Origin of the sequence: Flavobacterium luminosum (assembly GCF_023635005.1) — a bacterium.
Taxonomy (GTDB): Bacteria; Bacteroidota; Bacteroidia; order Flavobacteriales; family Flavobacteriaceae; genus Flavobacterium; species Flavobacterium luminosum.
In genome coordinates this window covers 80597-93528 of the sequence record NZ_JAMLJM010000007.1, presented here as the reverse complement: position 1 = coordinate 93528, position 12932 = coordinate 80597, and the positions used below count along the sequence as shown (strand labels likewise).

The following is a 12932-nucleotide window of genomic DNA, read 5'->3' as shown; positions in this document are numbered from 1 at the left end:
GATTATGATTTAAAGTATAAAACTTGAATGATGTTGTCGTTATAGGATTTGATGGTGTTCAAATAATTTATTTTTACTTCTTGTGCTTGATTCATGAGAACCGACCATTCTAAAAAGTTAATTTCACCATTGAAGAATTGTTTGTTGGCAGAATTGGCAATTAATTTTGCTTCTGGTAAAACTTCTTCTTCATAACTTTTGATTAAAACCAAATCGTTATTGTATTTTTTCAAAAAGACATCGTATTGATTTTGCAATTGTTGCTTTTGAATTTCCGATTGAGTTCCTAAAATCTCTTGATGAATTTGTAATGCTTCTCTGCGAGCTTTGTTGCTGCCATTAAATATAGGAAGACCTAAGTTTACTTGAAAAGAATTAAAGCGATCACTGCTGCCATATAATTTATCATCGGCACCCATTCCTTTCATAGTCGTACTAAAAACACCTACAGAAATCTCTGGGATTAATTGAGCTTTTTGCGCTGAAATTTCGGATTTATTGGTTTTTTTTTCTTGCTCAATGATGTCTGAGAAGATATTTTTGGTAACAAATTCATTACTGTTGAAAGAACCAATTTTAAAATCTCTAGCTATGGGAAGGTATTGTTCTTCCGATTGCAATAAATAGATAAAATGCAATTGTAACTGATTTTTTTCTTCTTTGAGTTTGTTCAACTCCGCCACAATTTTCGACTTTTGCAATTGAGCAGAAGATTTTTCAATATGGTTCGATTCCCCTAAACGAAGTCTGAGCGCTGCTTTAGTCAGGAATTCACCGTAAATTGAATCGATAGTTACGTAAACTTTTTCTTTTTCAATCACATTTGACAAATCATAATAGGTTTGCGTCACTGCTTTTTTTAGTTCATTTTCTGATAACTTATAATATAGTTCTGCTCCTTTGGCTTGTTCTTGCAGCAATTGTTTTTTCTTAGCATTCACAAAAGGGAAACTAATATTTTGGCTTACACCAAATTTGTTGTCGGTATAAGCACTATTTAGTTGGCCTACTTCTCCACTAATTGTCACTGGCGGAACCTCACGGGCTGATTTGATGAGGACTTTACTCGCTTCAACCTTTTGTTTTTCAGTTTTTAAGGTCAAATTATTCTCTGTGGCTATTTTTAATGCCGTTTCTAACGTAATAGGATTTTGACTAAATCCTGAAAATCCAATTAATAGAGTAATAATGGTCAGATTGGTTTTATTTTTCTTGAATGAAAAACCAGACCAATTTTCAAAATAGGTGTATAAAATAGGGAGTAAGAATAGGGTTAAAAACGTTGCTACCAATAATCCACCGATTACTACGGTTGCCAAAGGACGTTGTACCTCGGCGCCTGATCCGTTACTTAGTGCCATAGGTAAAAAACCCAGTGAAGCTACCAAAGCAGTCATCAGGATAGGACGTAATCTGTTTTGTGTTCCGTTCATGATAATTTGTTTCAAGTCGGTTAAACCGCTTGCTTTTTGACTATTAAATTCCGCGATTAGTACAATACCGTTAAGTACGGCTACACCAAATAGTGCAATAAATCCAATTCCGGCACTGATACTGAATGGCATTCCTCGTAAAGCTAAGAAAATTATTCCTCCAATCATAGATAGTGGAATAGCAGAATAAATGAGTAAGGCTTGTTTTACCGATTTGAAAGCAAAGTATAACATAAAAAAGATCATCAATAAAGAAAGAGGGACAGCAATCATCAATCGATTTTTGGCTTCGTTTAAGTTCTCAAAACTCCCACCATAAGTAACATAATATCCTTCAGGGAATTTTATAGTACTCTCTACTTTCTTTTGTAATTCGCCTACTAAACTTTGTACGTCACGATCGGCATTGAAGCCTACCACAATTCTTCGTTTGGTATCCTCACGTTGAATTTGGTTAGGACCACTGATAATTTTCACATCTGCTACTAGGTATAATGGAATTTGTGATCCCGAGGGCGTAGGGATTAAAAGGTTTTTGATGTCATCGATATTTTGTTTAGCGTTGGCATCTAATTTTACAACGATGTCGAAACGTTTTTCACCTTCAAATAACAACCCAGTAGTTTGACCAGCAAATGAGGTGTTGACTATTTTATTAACATCCGAAATGTTTAATCGGTACTGAGCAATTGCAGGTCTGTTATATTCTAATACTACTTGAGGCATTCCTCCTATAGGTTCTACGTATAAGTCTTTGGTTCCTTTAATACTGTGAGCCACTTTACCTAATTTATCGGCATATTTGGCTAAAGTATCAAGATCTTCTCCAAAAATCTTACAAACAACATCTTGTCGAGCTCCCGTCATTAATTCGTTGAATCGCATTTGAACCGGGTATTGGAATCCAACGGTAATACCTGGTACATCTTTTAAGGCTTCGCTCATCTTTTCTGATAATTCTTTGAAGTTAGAAGCAGAAGTCCATTCGCTTTTGTCTTTCAGAATTACCATCATGTCGCTCGCTTCCATTGGCATTGGATCTGTAGGCACTTCACCACTACCAATCTTTGTGACTACTTTTTCCACTTCCGGGAATCTGGTTTTTAAGATGTGTGCTGCTTTTTGGGTTGATGCTATGGTGGTTGAAATATTACTTCCAGTCAATACACGCGTATCTACTGCAAAATCACCTTCCTCAAGAGCGGGGATAAATTCTCCACCTAAAAAAGACATGATTACAAGCGAACCAGCAAAAGCAGTCAAAGTACCTACAAGAATTTTCTTTTTGTGGTGTAAAGCTTGTTCTAGTCTTATTTTATAAATTCTCTCCAGATAAGCAATCATACGTTCTGAAAAACTTTTAGGATTGTGTTTAATGTTTTTCAAAACCAAAGTACTCATCATTGGGATGTAAGTCAAGGAAAGAATAAAGGCGCCAATTAGAGCAAAAGCTACGGTTTGTGCCATTGGTTTAAACATTTTTCCTTCGATACCTTGTAAGGTGAAAATAGGTAAGTACACCATTAAAATGATGATTTGTCCAAAAACGGCACTGTTCATCATTTTTTTGGCAGAGGAAGTTACTTCCTGATCCAAACCTTCTTGGGTTAAAGCTGGAGCATCTTTTTTCTTTTGGTAAATAAAGATGTGATGAATTACGGCTTCAACAATAATTACGGCACCGTCTACAATTAGTCCAAAATCTAAGGCACCCAAACTCATTAAATTACCACTCACCCCGAAAAGATTCATCATGATGATGGCAAATAACATCGCTAAAGGAATTACCGAAGCTACTAAAAACCCGGCGCGTAAGTTACCTAGAAAAAGTACTAGAACGAAAACAACGATCAAAGCACCTTCTATCAAATTCTTTTCTACGGTATGAATGGCATTGTTAACCATTTTTGTTCGGTCAAGAAACGGTTCAATGACTACGCCTTCAGGTAATGTTTTTTGAATTTGAGCAATACGGTCTTTAACGTTTTTAATTACTTCGCTACTGTTGGCTCCTTTAAGCATCATTACAACAGCTCCGGAAACTTCACCTTTGTCATTATAACACATGGCTCCGTAACGAGTGGCAAATCCTATGTTGACTTGAGCTACGTCTTTCAATAATAAAGGAATACCCGATTTAGAGGTGGTTACAGCGATATTTTCTATATCTTCTTTAGATTTTAATAAGCCTTCACTTCTAATGAAAAGAACTGACGCTTCTTTTTCTATATAGGCTCCACCGGTATTTTGATTGTTTTTTTCCAGAGCGTCAAAAACATCATTGATGGTAACACCTAAAGCATTTAGTTTGTTAGGTTGAATACTGATTTCAATCTGTTTTAATTTACCTCCAAAACTACTCACTTCGGCTACCCCTTTAACGCCCGATAATTGTCGTTTAATGATCCAATCCTGAATCGTTCTTAATTCGGTTTCGTTGTATTTCGATTCATAACCTTCTTTGGCACGAACTACATATTGGTAAATTTCTCCTAAACCGGTAGAAACGGGTCCAAGTTGAGGAGAACCCATACCTTGCGGCAATTGACTCTGTACCATTTGTAAGCGTTCGGCTACTTGTTGTCTTGCCCAATAAACGTCAACGTCATCTTCAAATACGATAGTCACAAGGGATAATCCAAAACGGGAAAAACTTCTGATTTCTTTTAATCCAGGAATATTGTTGTTGGCTTGTTCAATAGGGAAAGTAACCAATCGTTCAATATCGGTTGCCCCAAAAGAAGGCGCAACGGTAATTACTTGTACCTGATTGTTTGTGATATCAGGAACAGCATCAATAGGTAATTTTTGTACATTGTAAATACCAAAGCCAATAAGCATAAAGGTAAACAATGCCACTATGAGTTTATTCTTTACAGAAAACTCGATGATTTTATTTAACATAAGTAATAAGTTTAATCGTAAAAATATATTTTTCAGACTTTTATAAAGTCATTAACCAATACAACGATTAAGCTATTTTAGGCGGTTGCCAGATGGAAGAAAAGTAATTAGAATACAACACCTGACTTTTCTGAATGTAAGGCTGTTTAGGATATTCTATTACAGGGGCGAAATTTAAATTATAAGGATCCTGAGGAATTGTTACCACAACACTAGGATGATTGTCTTGAAAGGACTTGAAAGGGAGTTTCATGTCTTTCTCATAATCCGCATCAATCTGATCTCCATTTAAGTAATGAATTTCTAAGAAAGTAATTAAATCCAGCTGTTCATCTTTCGATTGGTGTTCAAAGTAATGTTCTATCAGTAAAGGAGCTTTCAATAACTGATGCAATTCTGTCATTGAAAACAAATACATTACTAGGAAAGATATACAAAACCATTTTTTCATTATAGCAAAGGTATAATGATAATCATAAAAATTGTTTTAATCTAAGGTTAAAAATAATCATTATTAACTAATTTATATTCAAATTAAATAAATTTTTGTTTTTATGGGTTTGCAAGGCTCTAATTGCTAAATTTGCGATTGTATAAAATTTATGTCATGTTACAAATAGCAGTTATTAGAGAAAAAAGAGAAGAAGTGATCAAGGCTTTAGCCAAAAGAAATTTTGATGCTACCGCTATCGTTGATTCTGTAATTGCATTGGACGAAAAACGCCGTGCCACACAAGTTGAATTGGATAATATTTTAGCTGAATCCAATAAATTATCCAAAGACATAGGTGGTTTAATGAAATCCGGAGAAAAGGCAAAAGCCGAAATTTTAAAAGAAAAAACGACTCAGTTACGTGATAAAAGTAAAGAATTAACCGAAACGTTAAATACTCTTTCGGAAGCCTTAACGAATGAATTATATAAATTACCAAATACTCCAGCAGATATTGTTCCGGAAGGAAAATCGGCTGATGACAATCTGAATGTACATCAAGAAGGAGATATTCCGGTTTTGCACGAAGGAGCTTTACCGCATTGGGAATTAATTAAGAAATACGATATCATCGATTTCGAATTAGGAACTAAAATTACGGCACCGGGTTTTCCAGTTTACAAAGGGAAAGGAGCCAAATTACAACGAGCGCTTATTTCTTACTTTTTAGATAAAAACACAGATGCTGGTTACCAAGAATTTCAAGTACCGCATTTGGTTAATGAAGCTTCTGCTTATGGTACAGGACAGTTGCCGGATAAAGACGGTCAAATGTACCACGATGCCAAAGACGATTTGTATCTTATTCCGACGGCTGAAGTTCCTGTGACCAATATTTACCGTGATGTGATTCTTCAGGAAAGCGATTTGCCTATTTTAGCCACTGGATACACACCATGTTTCCGTCGCGAAGCAGGTTCATGGGGAGCACACGTGCGTGGGTTAAATCGTTTACACCAATTCGATAAAGTAGAAATCGTTCGTATTGAGCATCCAGATTCTTCTCATGAAGCATTAAACGGCATGGTAGAACACGTTAAAGAGATCATGCGTGAATTAAAATTACCGTTCCGTGTATTGCGTTTGTGTGGCGGTGATATGGGCTTTGCTTCGGCTTTGACTTATGATTTTGAAGTATTTTCTACAGCACAAGATCGTTGGTTAGAAATTTCATCGGTGTCAAACTTTGAAACATTCCAAGCTAACCGATTGAAATTACGTTTCAAAGGAAAAGACGGAAAGACACAATTAGCCCATACTTTAAACGGAAGTTCATTGGCTTTGCCACGTGTTTTGGCAGGTATTATAGAGAATTATCAAACACCAGAAGGTATTGTTATTCCTGAAGTGCTAAGAAAATATACAGGTTTCGACATTATTAACTAATAAGCAGTTAAAGTAGATTAGATTTAATTTCAAACAAAACCATAAAATGTACTAAAGTGGCAAAATTATTGCTACCTTAGTACATTGTTTTTTACTAGGGATGAGAGTTTTTATCAAGATAATATTTCTGATGTTTTTTGGTGCGGTTTTTTCGCAAACTTTCACTGTAACTCCACCTCCAGGAGGAAAGTCCCAAGAACAACAACCACAGCAAAGAATAGGGAATGAATACTTGGCGCAAAATTATTACGATCGAGGTGAATTTGATAAAGCCGTAATCATTTATGAAGAACTGTTGCGTGTACAGCCCAATAGTAATCAATATTTTCAGAAATTGATAGGTTGTTACCAACAACTTAAAAATTACGAAAAAGCTGAAAATGCTATCAAATCGAAACTGGATAGAACCAAACAACCACAATTGTATGTCGAATTAGGGTATAATTATCAATTGCAAAATCAGTTAGATAAAGCGCAAAAAAATTATACTATCGCGCTACAAAAAATCAACGAAAACCCGAATTATGTTTACGCTGTTGCCCGTGAATTCGAAAATAAAGTATTGGTACAACAAGCAATTGATGCGTATAGTTTAGGACAGAAATTAAATCCGGAAATTAATTTCGATTATCAAACGGCCTTATTGCAAGGGCAATTAGGAAAATTCGATTTAATGATTGATGCGCTATTGGATTATGCCTATAAATTCCCCAATAATTTACTTTTGGTACAAAACCAGTTGAATCGTTTTTTGATAGAAGACCACAGTAAAAGTTTTGCGGAACAACTTCGAAAAGCATTATTGATAAGAACTCAAAAAAATCAGGACTTATTTTGGAATGAATTCATGAGTTGGTTTTTCGTACAACAAAAAGAGTACGCCAAAGCCTTTATTCAAGAAAAAGCCATTTACAGACGTAATCCGGATAATTTCAACAATATTCTAGCTTTAGCACATTTAGTTGCTCAGGAAAATGAAAAGGATACCCAGCGAGAGATTTTAGAATTTGTCTTAGAAAATTCACAGCAAACGGATATTCTTATCGATGTGAATTATGCATTGTTAAAATTGGATATTGAAAACGCTACACCTTCGGACTATCCGGTTATTTCACAAAAAACAGATCAGTTATTGCAACAATACGGAACATCCGCAAACACGGTACAGTTACAGATTTTAAAAGCTCATTTTGAAGCTTTTTATTTGAAAAAAATTGAAGAAGCAAGAATTGGTTTGACTAATGCTTTAGCATTTTCACTAAATCCGTATCAAAGAGCGGAAGTGAAATTAGAATTGGCGGATATTTTATTGTTGAATGAAAAATTCAATCAGGCGATTATCTATTATGCTCAGGTTGAAGAAGAATTGGCAAACGATGCCATCGGCCATCAGTCGAGTTTAAAAATGGCAAAAGCAAGTTACTACAAAGGTGATTTTACATGGGCACAACAACAGTTTAAAGTTCTGAAATCCTCTACGTCACAGTTAATCGCAAACGATGCGCTGCAAATGTTTTTGTTAATTTCAGACAATACCGTGGAAGATTCTACACAAGTGGCTTTGAAGAAATTTGCTCATGCCGATTTTTTGAGTTATCAAAATAAAAATACCGAAGCTTTAGAACAGTTTAAAAGAATTTTAATGGAGCATAAGGGAGAAGGTATCGAAGATGAAGCTTTATTAGAAATAGGTAAAATTTATGAAAGACAAGGCAACTGGCAAGAAGCTTTAACGTATTATCAGCAAATTATCGATAGGTTTTCAGAAGATATCTACATAGATGAAGCTTTGTTTTTTTCTGCTGAAATCTACAGAAAGAACACTCAGGAAATAGAGAAAGCCAAGAGTTTATATGAAAAAATCTTGTTCAATCACCAGGATAGTATTTATTTTGTAGAGGCAAGGAACAATTTCAGAAAATTAAGAGGAGATACCCATTTATAACATTGTATCGTAGCCATTCTTGAACGGAAAAACAAATAATCAATTTAAATTTTACACAAATGATTCTTTATAATGTAACCATTAATATACATGAAAGTGTCCATGATCAATGGATGGATTGGATGCAAAACAAACACATTGCCGATGTTTTAGCTACAGGAAAATTCAGTGCAGCGAGATTGGTTAAGGTGCTAGTTGAAGAAGAAATGGGAGGAGTTACCTATTCTGTACAATATACTACGGATAGCAAAGAAACGTTGCAACGCTATTATGATGAAGATGCAGAACGATTACGCTTGGAAGGATTACAGCTATTTGGCGATAAAATGTTGGCTTTCAGAACAGAATTGGAACTGGTTTCCGAACATTAAAGAAAAAGTGAAATTGCCAAAACAAGAAAACAATTCTTTTTTCAATTTATAAATAAAAAAGAAGTCAAAGAATCAGTTATTCAAAATAGGTTTGAGTACAATCGAAATTTACTACAAACAGAAAAATACCAAATAATACCCATCATAAACCATTTCAATGGATAAAGTAAAAGCAAAAAAAACATCTCGGACAACATTTCCTTAACGATGAAAGTATAGCACAGCGCATAGCGGATGCATTAACACTAAAAGAGTATAAAAAAGTTTTAGAAATTGGTCCGGGTATGGGTGTTTTAACGAAATATCTGTTAGAGAAACCTATCGATACCTATGTGATTGAGATAGATACCGAATCGGTAGCATATCTTCAAAATCATTACAGTAAATTGAATGGTAAAATTATTTCTGAAGATTTCTTAAGATACAATATAAAAGAGGTTTTTGGAGAAGAGCCTTTTGCTATTATCGGAAATTTTCCATACAATATTTCTTCTCAAATTGTTTTCAAAGCCTTAGAACTAAGAGATCAGATTCCTGAATTTTCGGGAATGTTTCAAAAAGAAGTAGCGGAACGTATTTGTTCTAAAAAAGGAAGCAAAGTGTACGGAATTTTATCTGTTTTGGCACAAGCTTTCTATGATGTAGAATATTTGTTTACAGTAGACGAAAACGTGTTTACACCGCCACCCAAAGTCAAATCCGGAGTAATGCGAATGATTCGAAAAGAAAATTATCATTTGCCTTGTGATGAAAAATTGTTGTTTACGGTTGTAAAAACGGCTTTCAACCAAAGAAGAAAAACACTTCGAAATAGCTTAAAATCACTCAACCTATCAAATATTTTAAGAGAAGATAGTATCTTTGACCTCCGACCGGAACAAATATCGGTTGAGCAATTCATAGAACTCACTCAAAAAATAAAAGCCGATGGAGTTTAAAATCAGCAGAGATTTTCTTGTTCAAATCGAACAACTTATCAGTGAAAACCGTGCGCAAGAATTAGAAAACTTGTTGCACGATATCCACTTTGCTGATATTGCTGAAATTATGGACGAACTGGACGATTATGGTGCCAGCTACGTCTTTAAGGTTTTAGATTCCGAAAAAACGGCAGAAGCCTTACTAGAACTTGATGAAGAAGTTCGTGAAAAAATCCTTCGAAATCTTTCGGCAAAAGAAATTGCAGAAGAGTTGGATGAACTTGATACCGATGATGCTGCGGACATTATTGCCGAACTTCCACAGTCTAAAAAAGAAGAGGTAATCTCCGAATTAGAGGATGTGGAACACGCCAAAGACATTGTCGATCTTTTACGTTACGACGAGGATACAGCCGGAGGTTTGATGGGGAAGGAGTTGGTGAAAGTAAATGAAAATTGGAATGTTCTAACCTGTGTGAAAGAAATGCGATCTCAGGCAGAACACGTTACTCGAGTACATTCTATTTATGTGGTAGATGACGATGATCGCTTAAAAGGGCGTTTGTCCTTGAAAGACTTGTTAACCACATCTACAAAAACTCCTATCAGCGACGTTTACATCAAAAAAGTAGATTATGTAAAAGTAGATACTAAAGATGTTGAGGTTGCCCGTATCATGCAAAAATATGACTTGGAGGCGATTCCCGTGGTAGACGAAATGGGTCGTTTGGTAGGTCGTATCACGATTGATGATATTGTCGATGTGATTAAAGAAGAAGCCGACAAAGATTATCAGTTAGCAGCCGGTATTTCTCAGGATGTAGAAGCCGACGATAGTATTTGGCATTTAACACGAGCGCGTTTACCATGGTTAGTTTTAGCATTATTTGGTGGATTTATTAGTGTAAAAGTGCTTGGTTTTTTTGAACCTGCTATGCAGTCGCATCCGGAACTTTTCTTTTTTACACCGCTAATTGCCGCTATGGGTGGAAATGTTGGAGTACAATCATCGGCGATTATCGTTCAGGGTTTAGCTAATAATGCTATAACTGGGAGTATAGTTGAACGTTTATTGAAAGAACTTTCACTCAGTTTGTTAAACGGGATTATTCTTGCAGCAATATTATTTTTAGGAAGTTATTATTTGTTGAATTTTGAAGCCCATATTGGTATTACCGTTACCGTTGCATTGATCTCGGTCATTGTTATTGCTTCACTCAACGGAACTTTCATTCCCATTATTTTAAATAAATACGGAATAGATCCTGCATTGGCCACCGGACCGTTTATTACTACCAGTAATGATATTTTGGGAATTTTGATCTATTTTTCTATTGCTAGAGTAATCTTAGGATTCTAAAGTGCTTTTAGATAAAAGATAATTATCCTTTTCTCTAAGTACATATTTGTGCCTAGCATTCTCGAATAAAAATGTTTTCAACAGTCAAGTAACTACAATCGTTACAAAAGGCTGTTTTTTTTGTAACATAAAAAACTACTTCTAAGACAGTCTTAAAATACCTTGATGAATTTTTCGTTAATAAAATCAATTTAAATAACTTTGAGAAACTACAGAGCATAAAAATGAATCATTCCGCTATTAAAATCCTTCACATAGACAGTAATCATCCGCTTCTTTGGGAGCAATTGCAGGAAGCAGGTTTTCAAAATTTTGAAGATTTTACTTCTTCCAAAGCAGCCATCGAAGCTAAAATTTCTGAATATCATGGAATTGTTATCCGAAGTCGTTTTAAAATTGATCGAACTTTTTTAGATCAGGCCACAAATCTTCAATTCATTGCACGGGTGGGAGCCGGTTTAGAAAGTATCGACTGTGAGTATGCGCAAAGCAAAGGAATTCAACTCATAGCAGCTCCTGAAGGCAATCGGAATGCCGTGGGGGAACATGCTTTAGGAATGTTGCTTTCACTTTTTAACAACCTAAACAGAGCCGATAAAGAAATTAGAGCCGGTCATTGGAAAAGAGAACACAATCGAGGTCATGAACTCGATGGTAAAACGGTAGGGATTATTGGTTATGGAAACATGGGGAAATCGTTTGCTAAAAAATTGAGAGGATTCGATACAGAGGTTTTGTGCTTTGATATTCTTGAAAATGTGGGCGATGAAAATGTACGTCAGGTAACTTTACAAGAATTACAGCAAAAAGCAGACGTGTTAAGTTTGCATACTCCTTGGACACCGTTAACAGACGGTATGATTAATGCAGAGTTTATAAATGCGTTTTCGAAACCTTTTTGGTTTATTAATACGGCTAGAGGAAAAAGTGTTGTTACCGCTGACTTGGTCGAGGCGTTACAATCGGGTAAAATATTAGGCGCCGGTCTCGATGTTTTGGAATATGAAAAATTATCTTTTGAAACACTATTTGAAGGAGAAAGGCCTCCTGCTTTTGAATACCTTCTGAATGCTGAAAATGTTTTATTAACACCACATATAGCTGGATGGACTTTCGAAAGTAAAGAACGATTGGCTCAGGTAATTGTCGATAAAATCAAAAAATTGTACCATAAATAGAGCTTCTTATTATTTGGTTTTTGCTATTGGAGTTATTTCAATTTTGAGTTTTTTTCCACATGCTTTTCTAGGAATGAAAGCGGTTTTAGAGCATATTGACAAAGGTGAAATTCAAGCTCCGGCGGCAAATAGCGTGCGGATCATTTGGTTTTATTCGTCAATTATGATGTTGATTTCAGGTCTTAATTTGTTAATTCTTTTCCAGCACATTTTAATTGGGAGTCATAAAGCAAGATTGCAAGTACTGATATTGGGGGTCGGGCTAGCGGTTTTTGGTCTTGGGAGTACTTATATTTCGGGAACAATAGATACTATGTTTTTATTTACTCTTGAAGGAATAGTTCTGATATTAGCCACAACGATTTTGTATAAAAGAGCACATCATTTGCATGATTTAGAACAATAATGGATTTAAAAATATTTTTTGCAAATATTTTGTTAAAATTTTATACATTGCATTCAACATGGAGTTTCTGAAAATCCAGAAAAGAGTAGGGTAAACAAATTAAAAAACTAAAAATTATGATTGAATGGTACAAAAAAGTGGTTTTTGAGAACTACGCTAATTTTAATGGAAGAGCCAGAAGAAGTGAATATTGGTTCTATACATTAGCAAATCTAATTATTGCAATTGCATTAATGATTATTGACAACGTAGCAGGTTTAGCTTTTGAAAATATTGGCTACGGACCCCTTTATACTTTATATTCTTTAGCTGTTTTAATTCCTGGTTTAGCTGTTGCTGTAAGAAGATTGCACGATGTGAACAAAAGCGGATGGTTTTTATTAATTGCTTTAGTTCCTTTAATTGGTGTAATTTGGTTATTGGTTTTATTCTTGACAGAGGGAACCAAAGGTTCTAATGAATACGGGGAAGATCCTAAGAATACTTTAGAATCAATTAATGAAATTGGTCAGGTAGAGAATAATTAATTCGAATTA

The 12932-nt window shown here is 35.0% G+C and carries 9 protein-coding genes and 1 pseudogene; 8 read left to right on the top strand and 2 right to left on the bottom strand.

Annotated features, from left to right (window positions below):
• Positions 1 to 2 precede the first annotated feature (2 nt).
• Complete coding sequence (locus tag NAT50_RS09695; protein WP_250593080.1) at positions 3 to 4337, bottom strand: CusA/CzcA family heavy metal efflux RND transporter; 4335 nt, start codon at positions 4335 to 4337, stop codon at positions 3 to 5.
• 67 nt (positions 4338 to 4404) lie between these two features.
• The gene (locus tag NAT50_RS09690) at positions 4405 to 4788 is read right to left on the bottom strand and encodes a hypothetical protein (RefSeq protein ID WP_250593079.1); all 384 of its coding nucleotides are present in this window, start codon (positions 4786 to 4788) and stop codon (positions 4405 to 4407) included.
• Between the two features lie 156 nt (positions 4789 to 4944).
• Between NAT50_RS09690 and serS the strand changes: the two genes are divergently transcribed.
• From serS to NAT50_RS09650, 8 genes and pseudogenes are all read left to right on the top strand, one after another.
• On the top strand, positions 4945 to 6216 hold the full coding sequence (serS, locus tag NAT50_RS09685) for a serine--tRNA ligase (protein WP_250593078.1): 1272 nt from the start codon (positions 4945 to 4947) through the stop codon (positions 6214 to 6216).
• A 100-nt stretch (positions 6217 to 6316) separates the two neighbouring features.
• Positions 6317 to 8161 (top strand): tetratricopeptide repeat protein, encoded by a 1845-nt coding sequence (locus NAT50_RS09680; RefSeq protein ID WP_250593077.1) that lies wholly within the window; start codon positions 6317 to 6319, stop codon positions 8159 to 8161.
• Between the two features lie 59 nt (positions 8162 to 8220).
• Positions 8221 to 8532: a DUF4286 family protein gene (locus tag NAT50_RS09675; protein ID WP_250593076.1), complete on the top strand. Its 312-nt coding sequence runs from the start codon at positions 8221 to 8223 to the stop codon at positions 8530 to 8532.
• A 157-nt stretch (positions 8533 to 8689) separates the two neighbouring features.
• A pseudogene (gene rsmA, locus NAT50_RS09670) lies at positions 8690 to 9470 on the top strand (16S rRNA (adenine(1518)-N(6)/adenine(1519)-N(6))-dimethyltransferase RsmA).
• Positions 9460 to 10812: a magnesium transporter gene (gene mgtE / locus NAT50_RS09665; RefSeq protein WP_250593075.1), complete on the top strand. Its 1353-nt coding sequence runs from the start codon at positions 9460 to 9462 to the stop codon at positions 10810 to 10812. The pseudogene rsmA and the gene mgtE overlap by 11 nt, the downstream one beginning before the upstream one ends.
• Positions 10813 to 11036: 224 nt before the next feature.
• Positions 11037 to 11990 (top strand): 2-hydroxyacid dehydrogenase, encoded by a 954-nt coding sequence (locus tag NAT50_RS09660; protein WP_250593074.1) that lies wholly within the window; start codon positions 11037 to 11039, stop codon positions 11988 to 11990.
• Positions 11991 to 12033: 43 nt separating this feature from the next.
• The gene (locus tag NAT50_RS09655) at positions 12034 to 12396 is read left to right on the top strand and encodes a hypothetical protein (protein WP_250593073.1); all 363 of its coding nucleotides are present in this window, start codon (positions 12034 to 12036) and stop codon (positions 12394 to 12396) included.
• 116 nt (positions 12397 to 12512) lie between these two features.
• The gene (locus tag NAT50_RS09650; protein WP_250593072.1) at positions 12513 to 12923 is read left to right on the top strand and encodes a DUF805 domain-containing protein; all 411 of its coding nucleotides are present in this window, start codon (positions 12513 to 12515) and stop codon (positions 12921 to 12923) included.
• Positions 12924 to 12932: the final 9 nt, after the last annotated feature.

Coding starts and splice junctions, on each gene's coding strand:
- NAT50_RS09650 (WP_250593072.1), top strand. CDS start 12,513: ATGATTGAATGGTACAAAAAAGTGGTTTTTGAGAACTACGCTAATTTT.
- serS (WP_250593078.1), top strand. CDS start 4,945: ATGTTACAAATAGCAGTTATTAGAGAAAAAAGAGAAGAAGTGATCAAG.
- mgtE (WP_250593075.1), top strand. CDS start 9,460: ATGGAGTTTAAAATCAGCAGAGATTTTCTTGTTCAAATCGAACAACTT.
- NAT50_RS09660 (WP_250593074.1), top strand. CDS start 11,037: ATGAATCATTCCGCTATTAAAATCCTTCACATAGACAGTAATCATCCG.
- NAT50_RS09695 (WP_250593080.1), bottom strand. CDS start 4,337: ATGTTAAATAAAATCATCGAGTTTTCTGTAAAGAATAAACTCATAGTG.
- NAT50_RS09680 (WP_250593077.1), top strand. CDS start 6,317: ATGAGAGTTTTTATCAAGATAATATTTCTGATGTTTTTTGGTGCGGTT.
- NAT50_RS09690 (WP_250593079.1), bottom strand. CDS start 4,788: ATGAAAAAATGGTTTTGTATATCTTTCCTAGTAATGTATTTGTTTTCA.
- NAT50_RS09675 (WP_250593076.1), top strand. CDS start 8,221: ATGATTCTTTATAATGTAACCATTAATATACATGAAAGTGTCCATGAT.